17 protein-coding genes and 1 other RNA gene are annotated in these 25,331 nt (G+C 41.8%); 6 read left to right on the plus strand and 12 right to left on the minus strand.

Going from position 1 to position 25,331, the window contains the following annotated elements:
* Window positions 1-675 precede the first annotated feature (675 nt).
* Window positions 676-1,812: an alpha/beta hydrolase gene (locus PCIT_RS01730; RefSeq protein ID WP_010361659.1), complete on the minus strand. Its 1,137-nt coding sequence runs from the start codon at window positions 1,810-1,812 to the stop codon at window positions 676-678.
* A 1,826-nt stretch (window positions 1,813-3,638) separates the two neighbouring features.
* Between PCIT_RS01730 and PCIT_RS01735 the strand changes: the two genes are divergently transcribed.
* Window positions 3,639-4,619 (plus strand): hypothetical protein, encoded by a 981-nt coding sequence (locus PCIT_RS01735; protein ID WP_010361657.1) that lies wholly within the window; start codon window positions 3,639-3,641, stop codon window positions 4,617-4,619.
* Between the two features lie 250 nt (window positions 4,620-4,869).
* Here PCIT_RS01735 and PCIT_RS01740 read toward each other — a convergent pair whose 3' ends face one another.
* Window positions 4,870-5,583 carry a hypothetical protein gene (locus PCIT_RS01740; RefSeq protein ID WP_010361655.1) on the minus strand — a complete coding sequence of 238 codons (714 nt, stop codon included), beginning with the start codon at window positions 5,581-5,583 and terminating at the stop codon, window positions 4,870-4,872.
* Window positions 5,584-5,742: 159 nt separating this feature from the next.
* On the opposite strand from PCIT_RS01740, the gene PCIT_RS01745 reads away from it, so the two are divergent.
* From PCIT_RS01745 to PCIT_RS01755, 3 genes are read left to right on the plus strand one after another with little or no spacing between them, the layout of a single operon-like run.
* Window positions 5,743-6,300, plus strand: coding sequence for a recombinase family protein (locus tag PCIT_RS01745; protein WP_010361654.1), 558 nt, complete (start codon window positions 5,743-5,745; stop codon window positions 6,298-6,300).
* A 55-nt stretch (window positions 6,301-6,355) separates the two neighbouring features.
* Window positions 6,356-7,321, plus strand: a complete 966-nt coding sequence (locus PCIT_RS01750) for a hypothetical protein (RefSeq protein ID WP_010361653.1) — start codon at window positions 6,356-6,358, stop codon at window positions 7,319-7,321.
* A 46-nt stretch (window positions 7,322-7,367) separates the two neighbouring features.
* Window positions 7,368-8,198, plus strand: coding sequence for an abortive infection family protein (locus PCIT_RS01755; protein ID WP_010361652.1), 831 nt, complete (start codon window positions 7,368-7,370; stop codon window positions 8,196-8,198).
* A gap of 508 nt (window positions 8,199-8,706) precedes the next feature.
* Here PCIT_RS01755 and gmtX read toward each other — a convergent pair.
* The 5 genes from gmtX to PCIT_RS01780 form a co-directional block, all read right to left on the minus strand.
* Window positions 8,707-9,348 (minus strand): gamma-mobile-trio protein GmtX, encoded by a 642-nt coding sequence (gene gmtX / locus PCIT_RS01760; protein ID WP_010361650.1) that lies wholly within the window; start codon window positions 9,346-9,348, stop codon window positions 8,707-8,709.
* The gene (gene gmtZ / locus PCIT_RS01765) at window positions 9,341-11,929 is read right to left on the minus strand and encodes a gamma-mobile-trio integrase GmtZ (protein ID WP_010361649.1); all 2,589 of its coding nucleotides are present in this window, start codon (window positions 11,927-11,929) and stop codon (window positions 9,341-9,343) included. The genes gmtX and gmtZ overlap by 8 nt, the downstream gene beginning before the upstream one ends.
* Complete coding sequence (gene gmtY / locus PCIT_RS01770; RefSeq protein WP_010361648.1) at window positions 11,926-13,395, minus strand: gamma-mobile-trio recombinase GmtY; 1,470 nt, start codon at window positions 13,393-13,395, stop codon at window positions 11,926-11,928. Before gmtY ends, gmtZ begins: the two co-directional genes overlap by 4 nt.
* Before the next feature lie 184 nt (window positions 13,396-13,579).
* Window positions 13,580-13,676: signal recognition particle sRNA small type (gene ffs / locus PCIT_RS01775), an RNA gene on the minus strand.
* A 122-nt stretch (window positions 13,677-13,798) separates the two neighbouring features.
* On the minus strand, window positions 13,799-14,746 hold the full coding sequence (locus tag PCIT_RS01780) for a DUF3014 domain-containing protein (RefSeq protein WP_010361646.1): 948 nt from the start codon (window positions 14,744-14,746) through the stop codon (window positions 13,799-13,801).
* A 152-nt stretch (window positions 14,747-14,898) separates the two neighbouring features.
* On the opposite strand from PCIT_RS01780, the gene PCIT_RS01785 reads away from it, so the two are divergent.
* Window positions 14,899-16,044: a patatin-like phospholipase family protein gene (locus PCIT_RS01785; protein WP_010361645.1), complete on the plus strand. Its 1,146-nt coding sequence runs from the start codon at window positions 14,899-14,901 to the stop codon at window positions 16,042-16,044.
* A 36-nt stretch (window positions 16,045-16,080) separates the two neighbouring features.
* Here the strand turns inward: PCIT_RS01785 and PCIT_RS01790 are convergent, their stop codons facing one another.
* Window positions 16,081-18,054: a monovalent cation:proton antiporter family protein gene (locus PCIT_RS01790; RefSeq protein WP_010361644.1), complete on the minus strand. Its 1,974-nt coding sequence runs from the start codon at window positions 18,052-18,054 to the stop codon at window positions 16,081-16,083.
* A gap of 143 nt (window positions 18,055-18,197) precedes the next feature.
* On the opposite strand from PCIT_RS01790, the gene PCIT_RS01795 reads away from it, so the two are divergent.
* The gene (locus PCIT_RS01795; RefSeq protein ID WP_010361643.1) at window positions 18,198-19,094 is read left to right on the plus strand and encodes a GGDEF domain-containing protein; all 897 of its coding nucleotides are present in this window, start codon (window positions 18,198-18,200) and stop codon (window positions 19,092-19,094) included.
* A gap of 51 nt (window positions 19,095-19,145) precedes the next feature.
* On the opposite strand, the gene PCIT_RS01800 is transcribed toward PCIT_RS01795, so the two are convergent.
* From PCIT_RS01800 to dnaE, 4 genes are read right to left on the minus strand one after another with little or no spacing between them, the layout of a single operon-like run.
* Window positions 19,146-19,493: a hypothetical protein gene (locus PCIT_RS01800; protein WP_010361642.1), complete on the minus strand. Its 348-nt coding sequence runs from the start codon at window positions 19,491-19,493 to the stop codon at window positions 19,146-19,148.
* Window positions 19,483-20,808: a tRNA lysidine(34) synthetase TilS gene (tilS, locus tag PCIT_RS01805; protein ID WP_010361641.1), complete on the minus strand. Its 1,326-nt coding sequence runs from the start codon at window positions 20,806-20,808 to the stop codon at window positions 19,483-19,485. Before tilS ends, PCIT_RS01800 begins: the two co-directional genes overlap by 11 nt.
* A gap of 56 nt (window positions 20,809-20,864) precedes the next feature.
* Window positions 20,865-21,821 (minus strand): acetyl-CoA carboxylase carboxyl transferase subunit alpha, encoded by a 957-nt coding sequence (accA, locus tag PCIT_RS01810; protein WP_010361640.1) that lies wholly within the window; start codon window positions 21,819-21,821, stop codon window positions 20,865-20,867.
* A gap of 19 nt (window positions 21,822-21,840) precedes the next feature.
* Window positions 21,841-25,329, minus strand: coding sequence for a DNA polymerase III subunit alpha (gene dnaE / locus PCIT_RS01815; protein ID WP_010361639.1), 3,489 nt, complete (start codon window positions 25,327-25,329; stop codon window positions 21,841-21,843).
* Window positions 25,330-25,331: the final 2 nt, after the last annotated feature.

The raw sequence follows: 25,331 nt of genomic DNA on the forward strand, positions 1-25,331 counted from the left end.
AACCAGTACATTTGAACCACGTTAAGGTACTAACCTTAACTTGGTTCATACTGTGTATTCTTGGGTAACTTAACTAAGCATCTATATCAGCACCATCGTTAAGTACTTGCCACAAAGTGGTATGAAGTAAGTAACACTTTATGCATAGGCCCTGACTTTCGTAAGCGAGACAACGACAATATGTAGTTTACTCAACAAGAAACTCCATAAAACACATGGTAATCCTCACACATTTATTGTTATCAGAGAATAAAATAACGCGTCTTTTGAGAGCACTTTGCCATGCATCCAACCCCAACCGTATTGAGTAAAATAACGCGCCAAGTTCCCTACGAGCACCTCGTTGAGATTTTACAACAACCGAGTTTGAAAGTATGACTTAAGCTTTTCGACTTCCATAGCAAAAGCAGGTGGCCCCGAAATGATGAGTAACAACGCACACAAAGATATGTACTCAGATGACATACTTAATTTCTTCTATTTATTTTTATTATAATTTAAAAGCAAAGCAGCACTATTGTATGCTGCAGCTAGCTAATGGCAAGACTGGGCAGCATGCAATATAGTGCAGTAAATACGGTAACAATCACGACAACGAACAAAAGGGGATGAGTGACTTTACAGTATTAAATAATTAAAAGCTTAAAAACCGAAAAACCATAGGTCCACCTAATTTTATTTAGTGCCTAACTTAGCTTTCAACGCGGTATTTTGAGCAATAATTTCACTAAGAAACAAAGAATTATTATTTTTTGCAAGGTTTAATGCCTTTGCAGATGCCTCAAGTGCTTTAACTAGCTCATTTTCAAGCGAGTATGCCGTAGCTAAACTATCCCAGAGAATCTCTGATGACTTGAAACGCTCAACCCCCCTTTCTAATATCTCCACCCCCCAATTTGTTTTACCTTCATAGGCTGCTTTCAATCCGTAGACATTAAATTGATGTACCGACATAGGAAATGAATAACCATACTCTACTGCTTTATCTGAATAAAACTTTTGCAAGCTTTTTAATGACATTACCTCAATTCCTGGGACAGCATTCCACCCACTAAAAATTGCTTTAAGTGCTTGAGCATTACCTATCAAAGGCGTGCTGTCGTGAGTTTCATTAGGGAACTGTGCAGAGTGCCAATCTATATTCAAGGGAGGCGCTTTATTCAAGGCTGCTAGCATTGCATCAAACCCGCTTTTCATTTCGCCTGGTTCATTTGCTAAACTCAAGAACCACTTAGTCGGCTTTAGTTCCTTAAGCTTTTGATACGTACCATACTCATCTGTAAGAATGGCGCTATCCCACCACAAACTTGGGCTTATCGAAATGGCCGCATTAAACTTCGAGTTACCACTTAACGCTAAGTAACTCGTGTACAGGCCCGACAATGAGTGACCGGAAATAACTTGAAATGATGCTATCCGATAACTCTCGCTTATTTTCCTCAGCAGCTCTTCTTGCAAAAATTTGGTATATAGCCCTGCCTTTCCAGAGCGGTTTTTAAACGCCTCAAGCTCTGTATGAGTATAATACTTTATACGCTCAGTAGGCGTGCTTACTCCCACCACAATCATCTCAGGAATAATTGCATACGTACTTAAAAACTTAACACTGGCCGCAATATGGTCAAACTGAGTCGAACCATCTAACGCGACCAAAACTGGGTATTTAAAATAATCGGAGTGTTCGTATGTGTCTGGCAAGGATACTTGCACTGTCACACTTTCATTGATGATCTCTGAGGGAAGTATAAAACGCTGCGCAGTTCCATAAGAATATGACGAAATAATTATAAGTATTAGGTAAATTAATCTCATTTTTGACCCTAGTGGCTAACTATTAAATATTTATACAACATGATATTTGTGCGGCATAAATGCTTTTTTAGCTGAGCTACGGCCTAGGCAACTACATGGGGTTGTACCAGCCATGCTTTGAAAGCTTACTTTCAGTGGTATAAGTTACGTTAAGCTAACTTGTCGAACCTATCACTTCAAAGCTATCCTTGCCTTGCTCAGCGCTATTTGTATATTTAATACAACGTAATTTTAAGCGGTGCATGCATAGGGTTCTGCTTTTATACATATTGCGCTTCTACATGTGCAGTTAACTAATTTAACACCACAAACTTACTGGCACACTCTTTATCGCGTCTGCATTTGATCAGATACAGTGCCTATGTGTATAAAAATATGTATAAAAAAGAAAAAGCCATTTTGCTGATAATACTTAGCACCTAAAAAAGGGTCAAGCAACTTACTGAATAATGTAAAATCAGATGTATTCATATACGAACTATTGTTTTTAAATACTCAGTAGATGGCATGATAAAAAAGCGAACTGCTCTCTAAGTATCACGTCGCTCATCATAGCCGATGACGCGCTTTAATTCTGTGTGTTGTAGTCAACTAATTCCTTCCGCTGTTCACCCCCTGATAAGTATCTGATGCAAGACTATTACCTCAACTTGTTATACTCCACCGATAAATCATCCTTAGACCCGAATAACAATTTTCCAGATGCTTTTTGTCCACCCCAGTCGGTGGTTTCGAATGAGCTCAACTGCATTAAGAATTACTTCACCTTTTTGCACAACTTCCCATTGCACATTCAATCAACTTGTTACTTTTCAGTTGGTTAACGAAAAAATATCGAGATTTAAAAGGCTAGCAGTGGAACACTGCCTTTGTGCTCTTTATTTATTGCAAAGCCATGGCTATTAAAAGTGTTTTGTATTGAGCCTGTTGGCTCTGACTTTAGATACAGTAAAAAGTCGTTTTGATTGCTTTTGTTGGCAATGGGAATTTTATGAAAGGTGCTAATCTCTGTATCGTTCGGCACGAACGGTGGGCTTTATTCCTAACCCCTAGCTTCGGATCTGCGTTTTGCTTACGCATTCAGCGACGCTTTCATCCATAAACAACTTACCTTGGCGTTGATCGCGGATAATGGAAACTTTAGGAGCATCAGCAGGAACTAGTTTGGTAGCAGAGGTCTTAAAATCTTATCAAAGATCATCCCTTCCTAGTATTTTTAGAGTTAGCCAATGATATACATGTTGTCTTCACAGAATTGATTTAATTGCCTAATAAAAATAGGTGTGAAGAGTTATAAAAATAGAAAAATTTTCAGACTTTTTATTAATCTTGCGGGGTTATACTACAAATTTGCAGACTTATAAATTTATAGCGGAAATCATACTAAAGATACAAATAATAATTAAAACAATAATATATGGTGGTAAAAAATTAGTAGCCAAAAAGGAAGTCACTTACATAACAGTTCAACTGTATCAAGCATTTTGACATGCTTTGTGCCATTAGCGGATCTTCAGCCGTAACTCGTTTCTGCCCCAAAGTGAGTTAACTTAAAAACTCTAAGGTCGGCTTTAAGCGAGGATCTGTCGTTGAATAATTTCATCTGTCCGATATATAAATTGAAACTTTCCGCCTTTATATTATTAACGGGCAATTTGCCTGTTTTCTAAAGTTCAGAAAATGTTAAGCTTCAAATAACTCACTGACTAGTATAAATTAATTATTAGTGTTATTAATTGCCTTAGAATGTCAACAGGTGATGTTGCTGAAGAAATAGAGGCAACTTACCACTTAATAAATTGCTATAAGCTAATGGAGATTAAGTCGTGGACTTGAGAAATCAAACTGAAATACAACATTTTGTTCCTGTAGTAGAACAAAAGCTTAATGCAATCAATCCATCAGCAAAAAAAGATAATCAAAAGATTTACTCGTTCAGTCTGGATGATCGAGAGTCTTATGCAATAAATCTAGACAAAGAGAAAGGCAACAAAATATCAAACACTCTAAAGCTGAATGATATATTTAGCTTTGATGTTCTAGGAAAAAAGGCTTCACGATATAATTTTGAAAAACTATTTTATCAATATGAAGCTAGTATAGAAAAAAATACAGAAAGTCTGCTCTCAAAGCTTCCTAAACCTGGTGAAGATATAAAGTCTGAAATATTTAACATTTTCCTTTCCAAATTTCTTAATTTTTTTAGGAATCCATTCTCAATTAAAAAAATCCTAAATACCTTCCCGCAGCTTAAAAACGTTCATCCAACTGATCCAGTTCATTATAATAACTTTGAGCGCATACTGAATGGAAGAAAGCCACATCAAGCATATCTCTGTAAGCAGTTGGGAATAACAGAACAAGAGTATACGGACTGGTTGGCTGTCATATTTCTTCTATTAACGCCACTTGAGAAAGACCAACCAAATTTTCTAGAGCAAGTTGTAAAAGATCTATATGAAAATCCAGACTCATTTATTATGGTACTCATATATACCTACGATGATAAAACCTGCCTTCTTTCTGATAGAGGTTATAGTATCCCCCTCCCCGAAAACGAACATATGGCATGGGATTTCAATCTGTATTCTCATGGGTTTATACGGTATGTCTTTGGAAATCTGGATCTACTTGCACCTGCAACCGCACCGAAGGAGCTAGTTGAAAAGTTCAAAGCAGAGCCTAAATCGATTGATGTACACAATATAGTTAATGACTTGAACGCACTAGAGCAATACAACAAACATGTTGTGTATCAGTGTAACAATAATGTATTTAATTCCAGCACTGAGTGCTATGGCTTATAACAAGTTTCTGAACTCGCAATAATTACGCGCTACGCTCCTAATTTTCCGGTGAGCAAGGAGTTTCAAATGACAGTCTGGGCACAAAGCAGCCCTTAGTCTCTAACTCGTTTATGTCCAAAAACGAGTTTGTCTGGCCATCCGCTTCACTCCCTTTGTCCATTTTCTCAATCGGAGAGTTTATGGGGACCACATCTTGCAACGTGCATGATGTAGGTTGTAACTGTCCACTACTCGCTCTTTCACGTGATTACTATCTATTCTGAAGCCTATTCACTATCCATCTATAACTGCATGGTTTGAGTTCACTTAAACCAGCCTCATGCCTCTCAGTGTTCAGCGCATTAAGCTGCTCTATAAACAGGTCATAAACCTTTTGATACCTCACTATTGTATGGGTGCGCAGGTATTCGTTGATCACGTCATCAATTAGGTCATGAACTTCTTGGGGCAATTGCTTGGTGCGATTACCTTTGGCTTTATGTCTTGGCGTCAGTGCGTGTTTATCCCACCCGCTTTCCACAAAGGTTTTGTTCCAATGGGCTAGCGTGCGCCATGACGGTGGGCTGCTGTCGTTTATTTCCGTCGCCCTTTGAGCAATATACGGGGTTAACCATTTTTCGGTATAGGCTGGTACGCTTTGCTCAATTGCACCTTGCACATACTTATAACGTCGCTCCATTTCTTTTTTGGATGTAACATCTTCCGCAGTTTCAGCTTTAGGCTTTTTAACGTTACTGAGTGGTTTAAAGGTTAGCTTGGTTGGTAGCTCACGCCGCGCGATAGTTCTGAGCTGGCCGTTTGAAATCAGTTGTTCAAGTTTTGGCTTTGCAAAATTAAACCACCCACCGCTTTCAATATCCGTCAACACCACATCACTACCCGCAATGCTTTCAACCGCAAAGTAAGAGCATGAATGCTCCGATAGGCGTTTAACTAAAATCAGGTCGGGGTTTTGCAAGTCCATTGTGGTGGCGTTTCCTAAAACTGCGGCAAATCACAAGTTCAAATAGCGTATACCCTAATTGAACATCACTAATGCCGATTAAAAGTGTTCATTTAGGGTGGTTTAAGGCGTTAGTACGCACTATGTTTATTTAGTCTAGATGCTAAATGAACAATTGCCATGAGTAAGATTGGATATGCGCGAGTTTCCACCACGGATCAGTCTTTAGATTTACAAGTAGCCAAACTTGAGGAAACTGGTTGTGACAAGGTGTTTACCGATATGGCATCAGCGTCGAACACCAAACGCGATGGGTTTCAAGCCCTACTTGGCTACCTTCGTGCTGGTGACACCTTAATTGTGACTCGAGTAGACCGTATCGCTCGTTCCGTACTCGACTTACAAACCTTAGTGAACCACCTAAAACCCAACGATATTCAGCTACAAGCGCTAGAGCAACCCATCTCAACCGACTCAGCCTCGGGCAAAGCATTTTTAGATATGCTCGCCGTATTTGCAGAGTTTGAGCTTAATATCAGAAAAGAGCGCCAGCTCGAGGGCATTGCAGCCGCTAAAAAAGCGGGTAAATACAAAGGCCGCAAGCCAATATCCGAAAACACCAAACAAAGCATTTTATCGCTACGCGCAAAAGCTACACCAGTCAGCCAAATAGCAAGCACTGTAAACGTTTCAAGAAACACAGTTTATAAAGTTATCAATCAAAATATTAACAAATGAATTAACTAGGTATAACATATTGAACTTTGACATCTGCTTGTAAAAAGGAATAACAGTGGAAGTATTAATACCGTTTGCTAAAGATAAAAATGGCTCGCTCGCGTTTGTCGATGAAGTAGAAAGCGGTTTAGAGTGCGCTTGTTTTTGCATCAGCTGCGATATGCCTCTTTCCGCGCACAAGTATAAAACGAACATAAGACGCGATCACTTCAAACATGCACCAAAGGTAAACTCCAAAGATAAGCCATGTGAGATAAGTTATAAACGCGCTATTTTTTGGTTGTGCCGTAATATACTTGCTACAAATACTAGTATTCATCTCCCTAGATATATCGGTTATCCAAACAGCGATAAATCCGATGAAGGCGTGCTGATCACTGATGAAAATGTATACGAATATCAATCTAAAGTAACATTGAACCCAGCCGTTGAAAGCGCGCAAAACGAAATTGCTATCCTACACGCCAACGACTTCGACATCACCCTTGTTTTAACACTAGAGAGTAGCGCTTACCAATTTAGCTCAACATACAACCAAAAGTCCGCCATTGTAGTTGTCGACGTAGAGGATTTTAGAAAGTATGTTGAAGGCAAAGTAAATGGCTACAGAAATCAAGTTGAATCTGAATTACTTGAAAAGCTAAGCATCAAGCATTGGCATTTCCACCCACAGCAAACACAAAGGTTTACAGAGTTTTATCGTAGTAAAAATCAAAAAATACAACTCGCTAAAAAGGAACAAGCACAGCGTAAGTGGGAGGAACAACAGCAATTGGCAGAGGAGACCGAGCCGTTATATGACCCAGTTTATGGATTTCAGCAAAACCCCCGCTATAAAAGTAAACCGACACGGGCTTTTAGGGATATTATTGACCTAAACCCCGCACCAAAACAATACGAAACAAGGTGGTTTAGGTGTCCATCTTGTTTTCATGTTTGGAGCCATTCAAGTGAAGATGTGCCATATTCAATAGACTTAACTGAATGCTCTCATTGCGCTTCATCTGTCAAAATAGGTTAACTTCTGGCAGTCTTAATTACCTTACAAAGTCAAGGCTTTATACCAAATGAACAAACAGATACCTGCTCCGCTTATCGCTGTATCAGCGGATGCTCTGTCAAGCTTAGAAACTCACGCATCTATGGATTCTCTATTCATGTACTCCAACGCTCCTGGAGAACCGCCTGAAGGTAGTAAGTCGGTCAAAGCCCTTGAGTGGTTAAGAAGAGTCAATAACCAGTCCAATGAACCTTTAAATATTCTCGGTAAGCTCATAGAAAATTATATGGAAAACCCTGATTATCAATCAGAATACACCGAAATAATGTTTCAAAGAGTTGAAAATAAAGCTTACAAGTATGTTCAAAATATTAGGAAATGTTTGTCTAGATATGGACTTGAATATCATCAAGGTGGTCTTATCTTAGATGGGGCTAGTGCTCCGATAAAGTCTTTATCTACCATCATAAAAAACCGAGACTTACCAGCTATCAATGCAGAATTCGACAGGGCTCTAGAAAATTTAGTTCGTGACCCAAGAGAAGCAATATTGGCAGCTTGCAATATACTTGAAGCAGTCTGTAAGACTTTTATCGAAGATGCGGGCTTAGCTATGCCTGCTAAAAAAGACCTACAGGGAGTCTGGAAAGTCATAAAAGACGAACTTGGCTTTGATATTAGGCAGATTCAGGACGAGGATCTAATTCGAATCCTGAGTGGGTTATTTTCGACAGTTAGTGGTATCGGAGCCTTACGAACTCATGCAAGTGCCGCGCATGCTGAGGGTAGAACTCGCTACAATATAAAACCCCGTCATGCTCGACTAGCTGTACATGCAGCACATACTGCAGCCGTGTTTATTATAGAAAGCTGGGATGAGAAAAAGCAAAACTCTTGATGATTTTGCCAATGTTGGGTCTAACTAGACAATCTTATTGTCTCCAAATTAATTTAAGTTTTAACGTATGAGTGAGGAAAAGTTGAGTATTAGCAAACTTGATAAGACTATTTTTAAATCAATAATAATGTGTACTGCGTTAACTACAATTTCTATTATTTCCATAATTCTAGGGTGGTTTGGAGTTTTTAAACCAAATACAGAAGGGTTAGATGTTTGGTTTCAAAGGAGTGGCTCAATAACAGTTGTGTTTGCCTTGCTGTGTGAGTTCAAACTATTTCCAGTAAACAATTCACTATATATATCAAGAATACACTTTAACGACTTTTCCCAGTTGAAAGAAAAATATGGCCTATTACACAATATTTTATCTATGATCGCACTCATTTTGATGATTCTAGGTACTATCATATGGGGCTATGGGGATCTCCTTAGGTAGATAAAGATACCTAATCAGTTCCACTGAGTGGCTAATTTTCAAATGACGCGCAGGTAAATCGTTGCTGCCTTAGGAGAGCACCTTTCTCAACCCGTTCACATATCCGCGCTTATAAATTTCATTCCCATCAGAGCCTTTGACTTGCCCTGTGGGCATGACTTCCCAGCCTTGTTTATTGAAAAACGCATCAGAAATTGCCGCTTTAATAGCTTCAACTTCCAGCGGTACCAATTGTTTGTTTTCAAGTGTGGTGTTGGTTTTATAGCCTTTGGTTCTGTCTATAAACAAGTCTGAGTTGGCTTTTAGTGTATTGAGCTGGTCACGGTATTTGTTGCGTTCGGCAATCAGTGAGCCGACTACGGCTCTAATCACTGGGTCGTCGATGGCATCCAGAATATATTGGTCGTTGCTGTTTAATAACTGCTTTTGGCGAACTGAGAGCGGCTTTTTGCATGTAGTGCCTGCATAGGCTGCCCATGCCTCGATTAATTGCTGAAAGTGCTTACCTGTGCGATTACGGATGGTTTGTGTTGATGGCCCACCTTGCTCTTTAGACAGCCGCCCGATCGTTGCCATAGAAAAGTCGAGAGGCGTTATTTTACTTTGTTGCTCAAGCACTGCACTCAATATGGTTAAGGCATTGGCAGTTCTAGTAGTCGCGCTTGCGCATAGTTCTTGAAGTACTATGGTTGGGTCAACTGGATTAACCATTTTTCTTCACTCCTAAAGTGGCAGTTGCCATGTTTGCCAATGTTCTGATGCTAATTCCTGTGTTACTTTCAATCGCTTGTACACCTTGCTCGAGCAGGCCTGCGTCTTTTAAGTAAGCTTCAGTATCTAGGTAAGTTGAAAGCATTGTCATGGCTTTGCTTTTGTCTGGCTCTTTTGTGGCATTTAGCATGGCATTGACCATCACATTGCCAAGCTTAAGCTGCGCTTCGTCGTCAAGCTGCATCAGGATTGGTTGGTAGCCCATGCGCATCAGCATGGTGTTTAGCATGTTTGATCTGTGATTAATGGCCATGGTTTTCTTTAAGTCATCTTTTAAGTCTGCAAATACTTCTGCGTCATCGCATATTTGGATCAGCTGCCTAAACTCAGATTTCGTGTCTAAAAAGCTAAAGAATGGTGATATGTCTTGTGCCGAGCCAAGCGCAATCACTTTGTCTTTGCGATCGTGCTCTTCCCGACTTTGCTCAATACTTAGTACCTTACGGATCACCTGAAAACACGCTACTAAGTCTTTGCAGTATTCATCGGCTTCGGATTTTTGTCGCTCAATACGCCTGTCTATGCTGTTTAGCTGGTCGCGCTTGCTAAATGGGGCTCCATTTACTTCACAAAAGTATTCTTCATCCAACAAACTCGCTTGCTCGCCCTCGAGTTCCGCAGCAATTTTGGCCGCTTCTGTGGCGTGATAACTTAGGTTATTAAAGTGAGCCGTAAGCGATTGAATATAGCGGATGCTGGTAATAAACCAGCGGCAGCGAATACAGTTTTCAATGCCGTGGGGCACTGGCGCGTGTAGATCGGCTTGGTTTCGATTCGCTTTTTTTAGTTTATCACCGCCATTCCAACACCCAGCAATAGAAGCATGCTCAACCAAGGGCGAGGTGTTGCCTCCCGCTAAACAAATGCCTATCGACTTTTCTTGCCACCCAGCAGGGTTACGCACTCTCAATGCAGTTTGTAGCGATTCAATATCTTTGAACGCCGCTTGCAGGCCGATTTCTTCAATGGATTTATTGGCTAGGAATGACTGTAAACTATCGTCTTCTTTGTCGATTATTTTGCCTTCGGCCTCACGCATTTTCTTGGCCATCATCACAGGCGTGAGCTTGGTATAGTGCAAAGTCATGATCAAACGACTGTGGCCAACCAAAAGCTTTGACAATATCGGTGTGGGTATTTCCCCCTCAATGGCGTAGCAAGTGATCAAAGAAACGCGTAATGCATGCAAAGGAAATAGCGGCCTTCTGGCATTTTTAGGGTCTACAAAATGCACTTTGGCACCATCTCTTAAAGTATGCTCTTTTTTCGCCACATCGTGCTCGAGTTGGGCAAGCAAAGCCACCCAAAGCGCGTTAACATAACCATCTGTAATTGGCATGCGCCGTTCGCGCTTACGATACGCAGCGGCATTGCGAAACAAAAAGCAAATATCACCAATTTCACTGCGCTGAATTTTGGTTTTAGTGCTACCAAAGTGCTTGTAGTCTAAGTCGTAAATTGACGTGGGCTTGTTAATTGGGTTGTACTTTTCCTGCCAGTTTCTTAGCTTTTCTAACCAATACAACACCTCTTCGTGTTGCCACGGGATCACGTATCCCCGAGTTATTTCATCTTTGTTTCTATCGGCGGTTTTATTGGTGTTTATGTACATCCCCGTCATCACATCACCAATATCTGGCGTAATAATGCGGTGGAATACCCCTTTTTGCCATGGACGCTTATCGCTACCTTCAGCAAAAGGGTGTTGCTCATTCATTTGCCACTCGCCATTGCTGTAACGCCATGTATCAACCTCGCCTGAGTCCAGCATTCGTACTTGAAAGGTTCGCAAAGGTAATTGCAATTTAAGATACAAAGCCATGGCACGAACAGGCGACCAGATTAAGTAAATGCTGTCACCCTTTTCTAGGGTTCTTAGTGCACCATCTATTCTTATCTGACGCTGTTTATCTAGCGTGTATTTTTGCCAAACACAATCGGGGTCTGCTTTGTCTATCACCGATTCATCAACCAAAATCCAGTCTTTTAAAAAGCGAGCGTTGGTGAAGAAAATCTCACTGTAGTCGATGGCCCACTTCCATTGCTTAAAGTGACCCCGAGGCGCGGGGCATAATATGCTGCGCAGTTGCTTAATATAGGCGTAGGGTAAAGCGTTGTAGACAGTCTCATGTCTTCTTACGGGGTTTTGCTCTTTATCGAATGGGTTTTGAAATAGCGGCACAGGGTCGCCATTATCATCTGGTTCTGAGTAGTAGGTATCAATTATCCAATCAATAAAGCGGCATACATCGTTATTTTGCCTAACACGGTAGCCTTCGTTCAGCTCAAACGGCATAAGAAATTTGTTGTAGTCTTGATCTGCCAGTGTAAAAAGCTCAATGGGGTCGGTAATAAATCGCGGTACCAAGTATTCATCTAAAAAGCGTGCAATGGCGGCGCGTGAATGGTCAATGCCGTATTGCTTTTGTTCAAGCCAAGATGAGGCCAACTCCCGCCATGTTTCCCAGCCTGAGCCGTTTTTCTTGATAAACCAATTAAACTCATAGTCCTGTGTTTTCATGGTTTATATCTCCTTAATTTAGGGTACTTACCGCTAAATAGCCCATCAGGGTCAATATCTTCAAAACCCGATTCCATCACGTTTTGCCAGCTCACGCTGACGTCTTCTTTAAACTTGGCATAGTGTTGGCCATCAAGGTTTTTTGACGCTCTTTCACATGCCAACGTTACGTCTCTAATACTGGGTTGGGTATAAACCGCTTGCGATAATAACGAAGCATGGTGGAGTGCCTTTTTGATCAGCCTTGGATCAATGCCCGCGCTCGACATACGTCTGCCATAAGCATGACGATGGGCATGCGGGGTTCGTCCTTCAGGTTTTGACACAACAAGGTTGATACGAGCCATGGCCGCTTTATAACTTTGGTTAAAGGCGTTTAGGGTAAGTGATTGACCTTCGTGTGTTTGTGAAAACGACACAAATGCGTAAGGGTGTATTCTTGGTAGCGGCAATAAATACAGTAAGTATTGCTGCCACAACTTGGCAAATAGCTCACCGTAAAAGGCAGGAAACCAGTGCAGTTGAATGTAGTTTTCGTCATCATCAACCACTTTGGTTTTCCAGCCGATTCGGGCGGTACCCGTCATACGGTTACGAGGCATTAAGTTAAAGTTCTCAGCCAAGTACGCTGCGCGTGTTTTTTGTCGTTTGCGGCCAGTCCAATTATTTGGTGCTCTGCCATCTTCGGGGTGATACAAGCGTACTATCACACCGCTTGGGTTTTCTGGGTCGTAAAACACATCATCCACCCAAAGGTGCAAAGCATCACTTTCGCGTACACCGGTGCCATGCATCAGCAGTACAATAAGCTGATCACGCAGTGCCACACGCTTATCTCTGGCTTTGCCTAAACCATGAATAAAAAAGGGTTTAAAGAGCTTTTCTGGAAATGAAATGGCATCACCATCAACCTTTAACACATCCTTTTTACCACGTACCTTGCGCACGGTTTTAAGTACACTGGGTAAAGGATTACTTTTGATATGGCCTAAAAAGTTGTACTGATTGCGTTTGTACCACGCAGCGTAGTTAAGGCGTTCTTGATGAGAGCTGGCTTGTTCAAACGGGTTAAAGCTAGTTGTATTTCTGTTATTGGCGAGCCAATCCGTTAAGCCATTTAGCGCAGATAAAAGTTGATTTACGTTTGCAGTAGAGCGAGGTAGCCAATATAAACCCGATGGATCATTCCCCTCTGGGCTAATGGTACCCAACGATAAACGCATTACAAATGATTGAAATAACTTACTGGCGTCTGAAAATAATCCTGTGTTGGCTTCCATGTACTCGAGCAACAGTTGGCAAGCAAACGTAATGCGATTCATCCATGGCAAACTTTTAATGTGCGACTGACTTATAACGTAATCAAGTAAGGGATCGAATACACCATATTCGCTAAGCAACACAGGTACTTCAATCAATAAACCTGAATTATCTGTTTTAACTTGCGCAAGAACTTTGACTAACACGGTAACTAAACCAATTAGTGCGGGTGAGTTTTAGTAGATTAGTATAAGAAGTGCTATTGATCTAATGAACTGAGATCTAGTTTTTTACTTTAGAAAGATAGGAATTAGTACAGATTAGTATAGTTTTGAGTACTATAAATAAGACTTATACTTCAAACAACAAAGGGAGGAGATTGGGTGGTAGTCTTACCAGCCACATCTCGGCACACAAGTCACACGCTGTGGCTGCTCCCTTCCGGGCCTGACCAGGTTCACATGCTATTGTTGCGAGAGGACCAATAAGACCACCATAGTGGGCCTTTTTAGGCGCAGGAGGATTATCTCTAGATTTGTGACCAGTTACAAGAAAAAACTCATTTAATACGACCAACTGCTTAAACATCAAACAATTGGTCGTTCTGAATTACTCAGCTAACTGTTTTTGTAGGGTGACTAAACGTTGTTTCACCTTTTTCATATTGTTAGGTCCCATACGTAAAAATTGCTTTTGCACGTCGCTTAACTGCTCCCACTCAGGGTACGCATAACGATAAGTCACTGAGTTTTTGATCAAAGGTAAGGTTGTTTCGGGGACTGGTGTATCTAACAGTTCATCAATAGCTTGTAATAACACGCCATTGAATTCATCCCCTTCATACCCAATCTCTTCGTAGGCTTCTAAAATAAGTGGTTGAAATTGCTGATATAAGCGTACGATTTGTGCGGTACTTAGATTAGCAAACATAGTGGCATATGGGGTGTAACGCTCATAACTATTTGGGTCTGTTACAATAATATCGTCTTCTAACGCCATAAATGCCTCTGCGGGGCGATTTACTGGCATATGCTTTTTCGCTATGGTCCCTTTAGCGGTATTATCCACAAATACCACCATACGTCTAATCATGTCATCTGAAACAAACAACTTAACCGACTTTTCTGCCATGTACTCTGCAATACGATTACGTACCGCGCTATCGCTGTCATCTAACGTTAGCTTAGCTTGCGCATCTACTGTTGCCATCGCAACAGGCTCAGGTTGTTCCACTGGTCGAGATGTCATTAATTGCCCGCTATTTGCTGCTTGTTGCGCTGCAATGCCCACTTCACTTGAACCACCAAGTTCTGAGCTCGAGTTTTGTTCAGAGGCATTGTCTTCGTTTGCCTCAGGCTTTAACCCAGCAGTGTTCACCTGTGGTAACTGCTGAGTGACTGGGGCAACAACATCTTGCTCAAATTTTTCATTTGCTTTGGGATTGTCTTTTTTCATCGACAATACAAAAACAACCACCACAATAAGGGCCATTGCAACAATCGCCGCTAACAACATTTGGCTTTGCGAAGGCTTTGATGGGGAGGAACGTTCTGACATAGCAGCTCCATAAATTGGTTTAAAAACAATATTCTTTTGAATATTCTAAAATATAAACATAAAGTAAAGGTAACAAACTTTAATTACAAGACGCCACACATACATTACTGACGATGTTTGTACCAAAAAGTTCATTCTATTAAAGGGGATCTATGAGTATAAAGCAACGTAATTCAGATAAAGCGAAAGTCGCACTGCTCCTCACCGGTGGGGGTGCCCGCGCAGCTTACCAAGTGGGAGTGCTTAAAGCCCTTGCGCAAAGTATGCCTCGCACAGCGCCTCTTCCCTTTCAGATCATCAATGGTACATCTGCTGGAGCCATAAATTCAGCCGCGTTAGCATGTTATGCATCATGTATGCATTTGGCTGTGCGAAAAATAGAATGGGTTTGGAAAAACTTTCATACACACATGGTATATAAAAGTAACTTTTCGGGCGTGTATGGCCGTATATTTTCAAATGTGATGCGTAGCTTTAAAGCTGACTTTTTAAATTTACCACCAGCCAGCTTGCTCGATAATACCCCGTTGCGACAACTCCTATCTGACGTACTCGATTTATCTCGTATTGACCGTAATTTACACCGTCACTATTTGGAAGCGGTTTCAATCACGGTGTCGAGCTACTCTACAGGTAAATCTGTGGCATTTTACCAAGGGAACAACATTACACCCTGGCAGCGTTCAAAACGTGAAGGAGTTGCCGACAACATCACCTTAGACTTACTGATGGCGTCAAGCGCGATTCCGATGGTGTTTCCAAGTGTGCGCGTTAAACACCATTACTACGGTGACGGCTCAATACATCAATTGTCACCACTGAGCCCCTCTATTCACTTAGGCGCTGAGAAAATATTTATTATTGGCGTAGAACAACCAAAACAGCATCAGCCTTTAGGTTATGAGCCGCATTTTCCGGGGATCTCGACCGTGGCAGGGCATTTGCTCGATAGCGTCTTTAGCGACACCTTACAGTCTGATTTAGAGCGCCTTGAGCGAGTAAACCGCACTGTGGGGCTGCTCCCAGCCCGAGATAAGCATAAAGAACTCAAACAAGTCTCTACACTGCTGGTTAACCCTTCAGAGAACTTCACGTCATTGGCTGCAGAATATTACGACGATATGCCAATGGCCATTAAGTTATTACTACGAGGGATTGGTATTAAACGACATTCACAGTCAAGCTTGGCCAGTTATTTACTGTTTGAAAAAGCCTACACGCAACGCTTAATGGAAATCGGATTTAACGACGGAATGAAACAACTTGACGAAATAAGGCACTTTTTAAACCTTGAATAACAGCGCTCTGTACAACGTTAGTTTTAACGTTACCAATTATACAAAGCCTTCCAGTAAATACTGTTCTGCACGCTCTACCCGTCGGGGCTTTCCTTTTAATAATAAAACATCGCCGACTAGCAGCATGGTGTCTATTGAGGGAGAATCTATTTCTTCACCGTTTCTGCGCAGGGCCGTGATCACCACCTTTTGTTTATCCAGCCCGAGCTCTTTAATTGTTTTATTCGCTGCGTAAGCAGACTCAAGTAGCGCGATTGCGTGCAAATACTCTAGGCGATCGGTTGATTGCTCTGATAAGTCTGCACTGTCACCGGTAAAAAAGCCGTGTAGGTATTCATAACGATTTTGCCGTTCCTTACTTACCCGCTTTAAGATTCTACGCATCGGTACACCCGACATGTACAAAACGTGCGATACCAGCATTAAACTTGCTTCTAATGCCTCAGGCACGACTTCTGTAACACCTAATTGCTTGAGCGCCTCAAGATGAATGTCATCACGCATGCGCACTAAAATTTTAACGTTAGGCGCCGCTTGCTTAACAGAGTCTATTAGCTTTTGACATTGCTCAAAGTCACTGCAAGTGATGATCAACAATCGAGCTTGCTCAACACCCGCAGACTCGAGAATATTCTTTTGTCCAGCGTGGCCAAATAGCACAGGCTCTCCTGCTGTTTGTGCTTCTTGCACTAAAATTGGGTTACGCTCGATAGCAACATAAGGGATCGCTTCAGGTTTTAAAAATCGGGCTATGGTTTGCCCTACGCGGCCATACCCTAAAATGACCACATGATCATTCAGTGACTTCATACCGAGGCTATTGTGTAAATCATCGGCAAAGCGCTCTTTATCAATTTTCAACCAACTTAAAATGCGCTCTGTTTGCTCAATTAAATAGGGCGTTAATGCCATAGAGAAAACCCCAAGAGCAATTAAAAACGACGCTATATTTGCATCCAACAGGTGATGTTTACTGGCGAGTGCTACCAATACAAACCCAAACTCCCCCATTTGCCACAGTAAAATCCCTGTAGCCAATGCGTCTTTTTTACGCTCACCCATAAGCTGGGCAGAAAGCATAATAATTATTAACTTAAATACCAGTAAAGCAATCAGTGCTAAGACAATATAAGGAAATGATGCTGCCACATAAGGTATATCAAGCTGCATACCCACAGTCACAAAAAACAGTCCCATTAAAATATCTCGAAAAGGCCTAATTTCGGCTTCTAGTTGATGCCGGTATTGGCTTTCTCCGAGCATCATACCAGCTAAAAACGCACCTAATGCCATCGACAAACCAAACAGGTAAGTCAGGCCACCTGCACATAGCGCAACCACGATTGTCGTCAATACAAACAACTCATCGGTTCTGACCAATGCAACTTCATTAAATATTTTTGGTAGGAGCCACTTGCCTACAGCCCACAAGAAAATACACACTAAGGCACCTTTGGCTAAGGCAAAACTAAGCGCCCCGAACAACACTTGATTATCTGATTGCGCAATCAAAGGAAATGCAATCAATAAAGGCACTACCGCAATATCTTGAAATAACAGCACACCAATCGCGAGTTGGCCACTACGCAAATTGAGAGAGCCGGATTCTTTTAATAATTTGACCACCACAGCCGTTGACGACAAAGCAACTAAACTGGCAATAACAAATGCTTCCAACCAATTAAATTGCAAAAACCACAATAGTACAGTCCCTAATAATGTGGTGAAAACAACTTGTAAACTGCCTAAACCAAATACTAAATGGCGCATAGCCATCAATCTTGGAACAGAAAACTCAAGACCCAAACTAAAGAGCAAAAATACAATACCCAGCTCGGCGATAAAGTGCATTTCATAGCTAATTGTCATCCAACCAATACCATGACCTCCAGCCAAAATACCAGTCACCAAATACGCTAAGATCGCAGGTAAGCCAACGCGTTTAAACAGCCAAACTAATATCACTGCGGCAAGTAGTAGTGCAAACACTTCGGCAAATATGTTCTGCAAATAGCCTCCTGAGCGTCAAAAAGTTGGTAATAAGATTTACTAAGCTAACTTAACTATAGCAAGCAGCTGTTTTTCAGCCAGTTTAAATTTGTGGCATGGATCTGGCTTTACTTTACCTATCATTGTATTTAGGGGAACGATTTATGGAGAATGTCCATATATTAACGCAGCGAATACCAACGCGTGGCGACTACTTGCCGTTCAGTAACGAACAGTTTGTGAGTAACATACCTGATCCTGCGCATCGCTTAGTTGAGCAGTTACAAACTACATTGCAGCTTGATGAGCAGCTCACTTTGTTTGCCGAATTTGCCAAACGCATTATTAAATTATCTGGCTTACAATTTCATTCATCATTAGGCGTGGCACAAATGAAGGAGAGTGACAATCAACATACTCCTTACTCGTTTGAGCTTGAGGTCAACGGTGAACACTTGGGGCAACTAGTGTACTTCTGCCAATACCAATTGAGTAGCAGTATTCTAGCAAAACTATGCAGCCTGCATAACGTATTACTTTACCCGCTTCGCAACGCATTGATGTACAACCGAGTATTGCAGCTTGCGACTAAAGATGCACTCACAGGACTAAATAATCGTAGCCAATTTAATGACAACTTAGCACAAAAGTTAGAACGTAGCCGTCGCCATCATCGGAGTTTTAGTCTGATGATATTAGATTTAGATCAATTTAAGGCGGTAAATGACATCCATGGCCACAAAGCTGGCGATGAAGTACTTGTTGAATTTGCCCATATTTTACAGCATTCAATTAGGGCAACTGATAGTGTCTATCGGTTTGGTGGAGATGAGTTTGCAATATTAATTGATGATCCTGAGTTTCCAACCAATAAAGTTATTGCTGAGCGAATTATGACCGCGGTAACAAACTGTAGCTTACTTGCTAAGTTTGGTGTAACAGCCAGTATTGGTTTTACATTGGCTGCAAGTCACGATTGTGAGAATGTCATTTTCTCTCGGGCAGATAAAGGCTTATACAAAGCAAAAGCGGCAGGAAGAAACTGCGCTCGCGCAGTTTAACGACATCGGCTCAGCTCCCCTAGCTGAGCCTTTTTTCAGTTTTTACCCACATTACTTAACAAACTTACTTAGATAAATGTGATAAATAAACAATAAAAAGGCTAAACCAAAAAAGAAGCCATTTATAACCCAAGCCAAAGATATAAAAGTGGGCAAGTCAGTCATAACAATCAGCATTAATGGCATCAACACCGCTGCGATAAAAAAAGCACCGCCTTTGCCATGCCAATATGCCAATAAGGTCGCACTGGTTAAATGACCAAACACCACAGCATACACAATATTGCTGACATTCAATGTATCGGTGAGCGCTAAGCCAAAAAAAATAACGCCAGTCAGTAATATGCCCCACGGAGACTGCTTAGCCAAAGACGCGCCAATTTTTACGTTATTTATCATTACATTCTTCCCAAAAAATCCCACCACAACTGACTTTAAAGTCATGATTAAAGTAATAGCCAACTACTTGGACTAACACATCATTATAATAAATCAGCGGTATGTGTTCTCGTTGCCATACAGGCACACCCGCATCCTTTAGCCAATGCTTAAGCGTATTTCTACCAGGTTTTGCGTACGGCCTTATTTTTTCTTTAGCTCGTCCATATTTCACTGACACCACTTCATCACTTAAGGGCATGCGTATACCCGCCCCGTGGTTTACACCAAGTACCTTCGTTGTATTCAATACCACATCACGCACGCCAATATCATTTTGCTCTATCGGGGCTGTTTGCATTTCAACCCAGTACAATAGGCCCCGATGACGTCTAACAGACCCTGACTGTAAGTCAATTTTCAGCTGTGCATCCACTTTGCTATTAAAGCTTTGCGTTAATATTTGTTCTAACTGTGCCAAAGAAGGCATCGTAACTTGCTGTTGGGCCAACCATGCTCTGACCACATTTTTTTGCCTAATAACAGAGCGTTCTGTAAGTTTACTCAAATCAATGCAGTCATCATCATTATTACGATATAAACAGTGTTGCAGGTCTTCATCGGTGATTTCGTCAATCAGCTGCTGCTGTTGCTGTAATAGTTGAATACTTCTTGTAGAGCTTGGAAGAAATCCTTTAAAGCGAGACTTCAATAACGGTATAACTTGATTGCGTAAATAGTTTCTATCGTAATTATCTTGCTGATTCGATTCATCTTCGATATGCGGCAGTTCGTAATGCTGAGCAAATAATTCAATCTCTTCACGACTACAGGCCAATAGCGGTCTAATACACCTTCGGCCATTAGCCAATTGGGTTGTTGCTTTCATTCCGCCTAAACCCAATAAACCTGAACCGCGCTTTAAACGCAGTAAAAATGTTTCAAGCTGATCATCCGCATGCTGGCCCAAAACTAACAAAGCATCCGTATCAGCCACTTTATCTAACGCTTGATACCTAAGCTCACGGGCTTGTGCTTCAATACTATGTCGCGGCTTATGCTCTATAATGACAGGCTGTGACTGAAAAGAAACCTCAAGCTGCGCACATAAATCTTGGCAAAACTGTTGCCAATCATCAGCATGCTCTGACAAACCATGATTAATATAAACAGCTGACAGGCCTATATTGGGGTTGCTACTTCGCAATGTGGCGCATAAATGCAATAGTACAACAGAGTCTACGCCACCAGAGAGCGCCACACACAAAGGGTGTTGTGTAGGGTTAAGTTGCTCAATAGCTGTTTTAAACTGCTTGTATAAAAAACTCGATTTCATAATATATAAAACGCAAAAAAGCCGCTAATGCGGCTTTTTACGCTAATTTATCACGCTTAGCAATAACCGAAAGACATAAGCCTTTGGTAACGCTGCTCTAGCATCTCTTCTTTGCTTAACGCTTGAAGGTCTGACAAATCACGCTTTAGTTGTGCTTTTAGATTTTTAGCCATCACATCATAGTTACGATGTGCGCCACCTAGAGGCTCATCAACAATGCTATTAATTAAATCAAGTTCTTTAACGCGCGTTGCAGAGACACCCATCGCTTCAGCAGCTAATGGTGCTTTATCTGCACTTTTCCAAAGAATTGACGCACAGCCTTCTGGTGAGATCACTGAGTAAGTGCTGTATTGCAGCATGTTTACTCGGTCGCCTACGCCAATTGCCAACGCACCGCCAGATCCACCTTCGCCGATAACAGTACAAATGGTTGGTACTTTTAATGCTGCCATCACTTTTAGGTTTCGTGCAATCGCTTCACTTTGACCACGCTCTTCTGCACCAACACCAGGGTATGCTCCAGGAGTATCAATGAAGGTGATAACTGGCATTTTAAAACGCTCAGCCATTTCCATTAAGCGTAATGCTTTACGGTAACCTTCAGGTTTGGGCATACCAAAGTTGCGCTTGATCTTCTCCGCAGTATCACGGCCTTTTTGCTGACCAATCACCATCACTGGCTGGCCTTCAAAACGTGCAACACCACCAAGAATAGCAGGGTCATTTGCAAACGTGCGATCGCCTGCAAACTCATCAAACTCAGTAAATATACGTTCAATGTAATCACGAGTATATGGGCGCAGAGGATGGCGCGCTAACTGAGAAACCTGCCAAGCACCTAAACCAGAAAAAATCTTTTCCGTTTGCTCAACATTTTTTTCTTTTAGACGCGTAATCTCATCTTCTAAGCTCAGATCTAAACTACCTGAACGGCTAACATTTTGTAATTCTTTAATCTTTGCTTCCAATTCTGCAATTGGAAGTTCAAAGTCAAGATAATTGAGACTCATGCTCTAAACTACCTATTAATTAAAATTCGAGTTCTATTTCTTGCGCCGCCATTTGCGACAACCGAGTTAATAGGTCGTCAGTTGGCGTCACACACCATTCGGTCCCTAGTGTTAGCTCAGCTAACGCATCTGGACGCTGGTACATGATCTTTATCGGACATGTACCAAATTTATACGGTTCTAACACTTTTCGTAAATTATCGAAGAAGTTTTCGTCCATTTGCACCATATTTAGTGTCATTTTAATTGCTCGAACTCGCTTTTCACGCGCTTGAGCTATGGTACAGACATCTCTGGCAGTCATTGTAATGCCACCAGAGAAGTTATCAAAGCTGACCTGTCCTGATATTACCAAGATTTGGTTAATTTGCAGCAATTCTTGGTATATTTCAAACTGTTCAGGGAATAAGCGTACATCAATTCGGGCGCTTTTGTCATCTAAAGTTATCAACCCCCAACGATTACCCTTTTTGTTTATTAACGTACGCGCATTAATCACCAAGCCAGCAGCTGTTGATTGCACATCACGATTCGTTGGCTGTAAATCAACTAATTTACCCGAAGTATAATGCCTGAGTTCTCGTCGATATTGATTTATTGGATGACCGGTGAGGTACAGTCCCAGTGTTTCTTTCTCTCCATCAAGCCATTCATTGTCGGTAAGTGGTCTTGCTGGAATAAAAGCTTGCTCAACCTGTTCGGGTTCAACCGCGAGTAAGCCAAACAAATCAGATTGACCAATTGCCTCGGCTTTATGGTGTTGCTCAGCTGATTTCATTGCATCTTTTACACTAGCGAGCAAGGTCGCTCGTCCGGCTTGCGTGCCCTCAGGGCCGAGTTTATCTAATGCACCAGCATAAATGAGCTTTTCCAGTACCCGTTTATTTAAGCGCTTTAAATCAACACGCGCACAAAAGTCGAATAAATCTTTAAACTCACCGCCCTTTTCCCTACACTCTAAAATAGTGTCAACAGGGGCTTCACCTACGCCCTTGATTGCCCCTATTCCATAGACGATCTCACCTTGCAAATTTACAGTAAATTTATATTCACCGGCATTCACATCTGGCGGTAACAGCGTCAACTTCATGTTTTCACATTCATCGACTAGAATAACGATCTTTTCGGTGTTATCCATATCTGCGGACATTACTGCCGCCATAAATTCAGCCGGAAAGTGCGTTTTCATCCACAAGGTTTGATACGACACCAAGGCATAAGCTGCTGAGTGAGATTTGTTAAAGCCATATCCCGCGAATTTCTCTACCAAGTCGAAGATTTTCATCGCCAACTCGCCATCAACGCCGTTATTTACAGAGCCCTCTTCAAACGTCGAGCGCTGCTTGGCCATTTCTTCTGGCTTTTTCTTACCCATAGCTCGACGTAACATATCTGCGCCACCAAGCGTGTAACCGGCGAGCACCTGAGCAATCTGCATTACCTGCTCTTGATATAAGATAATACCGTAGGTCGGCTCTAAAATAGGGATAAGGCTATCGTGTTGCCACTGCACATCAGGATATGACAGCTCTTCTCGGCCATGCTTACGGTCGATAAAGTTATCTACCATGCCTGATTGGAGTGGACCTGGGCGAAATAATGCAACTAAGGCGATCATGTCTTCGAAACAGTCAGGCTTCAAACGTCGAACCAAGTCTTTCATACCACGAGATTCTAGCTGGAATACCGCGGTTGTTTCAGCGCGCAATAACAACTCAAAGCTCTTGCGGTCGTCCAGTGGAATGGCCGCAATATCGACATGCTCTTTGCCTTCACGCGTAAGCCGCTCATTAGCCATATCGAGCGCCCACTGCAAGATAGTCAGCGTTCTCAAGCCCAAGAAGTCAAACTTAACCAACCCTGCCGTTTCAACATCGTTCTTATCGAATTGGGTAACAGGGAATTTACCCTCATCATCACAATACAAAGCAGCAAAATCAGTAATGGTGGTCGGTGAAATAACAACACCACCTGCGTGCTTACCTGCGTTTCGAGTACACCCTTCCAAAATTCGACACATATCGATGAGATCTTTCACTTCCTCATCACTGTCGTATACCTCAGGTAAGCGAGGCTCAACATCAAATGCTTTGGCAAGCGTCATACCTGGATCACCTGGTACTAATTTAGAGATCCGGTCAACAAAACCATAGGGGTGTCCTAGCACTCGGCCAACATCACGAATTACCGCTTTTGCCGCCATAGTACCAAAAGTGATGATCTGAGATACCGCATCACGGCCATAGAGCATGGCAACATGATCGATCACCTCATCACGTCTGTCCATACAAAAATCGACATCAAAATCTGGCATTGATACCCGCTCTGGATTCAAAAATCGCTCAAAAAGCAAATCAAATTCAAGAGGGTCTAAATCAGTAATTTTTAATGCGTAAGCCACCAAAGATCCAGCACCAGATCCTCGCCCTGGCCCTACTGGAATATTGTTATCTTTACTCCACTGAATAAACTCCATTACTATCAGGAAGTAACCAGGAAAACCCATTTGGTTGATAACATCGAGTTCCAGTTGTAAACGGTCATCATACTCAACCCGTTTAACTTTACGATCTTCCTCTTCTGGAAATAAAAACAACAAACGTTCTTCTAAGCCATCACGAGATACTTTTACAAGGAAATCTTCAATGTTAAGGTCGCCCGTTGGGTAGTCTGGCAGAAAGTAGGTGCCTAATTGCACGGTCACATTACAGCGCTTAGCAATTTCAACGGTATTTTGCAGTGCTTCTGGTATATCGCTGAACAAAGTTTGCATTTGCTCTGGCGTTTTCAAATATTGTTCTTTAGAAAAACGCTTTGGTCTGCGTTTATCTTCTAATGTATAGCCATCAAAAATAGCCACACGAATTTCATGAGCATCAAAATCTTCTTCGTGTAAAAATACTACTTCATTAGTTGCAACAACTGGTAAATTTCGTTGTTGAGCAAGCTCTACAGCTGCGTGTAAATACGTTTCTTCGTCAGCTCTGCCTGTGCGTATTAGCTCAAGATAGAAGTTATCAGCAAAATGCTCTTCATAAAATTGCAGCGTGTCTAATACAAGTTGTGGGTTACCTTTTAATAACGCTTTTCCCACATCGCCATCTTTACCAGCTGACAGTAAAATTAGCCCTTCTTTATGCTGGGCTAACCAATCTTTATCAACCACAGGGCGATGAAATACATGCCCTCGTTGGTAGGCTTCAGAGATCAATAAAGTCAGGTTTTTATAGCCTGTATTGTCTTTCGCTAGCACCACTAAACGACAAGGTTCGTCTGGGAACTGGTCGCTTTTAAGCCAAATGTCCGCCCCTACAATCGGCTTCATGCCTGCACCGTGAGCCGTCCCATAAAATCTAACTAACCCGCAGAAATTCATTTGATCTGTAATGGCAAGTGCGGGTAACGCTAACTCTTGTGCTCTAGCAACGATAGGCTTAGTTTTAGCTAAACCATCAACCATAGAGAAGTCGCTGTGTACCCTTAAGTGCACAAAACTTGGTTCAGCCATGG

The organism is Pseudoalteromonas citrea (assembly GCF_000238375.3).
Classification (GTDB): Bacteria; Pseudomonadota; Gammaproteobacteria; order Enterobacterales; family Alteromonadaceae; genus Pseudoalteromonas; species Pseudoalteromonas citrea.

What these genes read in the sequence shown, in the direction of transcription:
- PCIT_RS01730 (WP_010361659.1), bottom strand. Translation starts at nt 1,812, where the DNA reads ATGAGATTAATTTACCTAATACTTATAATTATTTCGTCATATTCTTAT.
- PCIT_RS01740 (WP_010361655.1), bottom strand. Translation starts at nt 5,583, where the DNA reads ATGGACTTGCAAAACCCCGACCTGATTTTAGTTAAACGCCTATCGGAG.
- PCIT_RS01745 (WP_010361654.1), top strand. Translation starts at nt 5,743, where the DNA reads ATGAGTAAGATTGGATATGCGCGAGTTTCCACCACGGATCAGTCTTTA.
- PCIT_RS01755 (WP_010361652.1), top strand. Translation starts at nt 7,368, where the DNA reads ATGAACAAACAGATACCTGCTCCGCTTATCGCTGTATCAGCGGATGCT.
- gmtX (WP_010361650.1), bottom strand. Translation starts at nt 9,348, where the DNA reads ATGGTTAATCCAGTTGACCCAACCATAGTACTTCAAGAACTATGCGCA.
- gmtZ (WP_010361649.1), bottom strand. Translation starts at nt 11,929, where the DNA reads ATGAAAACACAGGACTATGAGTTTAATTGGTTTATCAAGAAAAACGGC.
- PCIT_RS01780 (WP_010361646.1), bottom strand. Translation starts at nt 14,746, where the DNA reads ATGTCAGAACGTTCCTCCCCATCAAAGCCTTCGCAAAGCCAAATGTTG.
- PCIT_RS01785 (WP_010361645.1), top strand. Translation starts at nt 14,899, where the DNA reads ATGAGTATAAAGCAACGTAATTCAGATAAAGCGAAAGTCGCACTGCTC.
- PCIT_RS01795 (WP_010361643.1), top strand. Translation starts at nt 18,198, where the DNA reads ATGGAGAATGTCCATATATTAACGCAGCGAATACCAACGCGTGGCGAC.
- PCIT_RS01800 (WP_010361642.1), bottom strand. Translation starts at nt 19,493, where the DNA reads ATGATAAATAACGTAAAAATTGGCGCGTCTTTGGCTAAGCAGTCTCCG.
- tilS (WP_010361641.1), bottom strand. Translation starts at nt 20,808, where the DNA reads ATGAAATCGAGTTTTTTATACAAGCAGTTTAAAACAGCTATTGAGCAA.
- accA (WP_010361640.1), bottom strand. Translation starts at nt 21,821, where the DNA reads ATGAGTCTCAATTATCTTGACTTTGAACTTCCAATTGCAGAATTGGAA.
- dnaE (WP_010361639.1), bottom strand. Translation starts at nt 25,329, where the DNA reads ATGGCTGAACCAAGTTTTGTGCACTTAAGGGTACACAGCGACTTCTCT.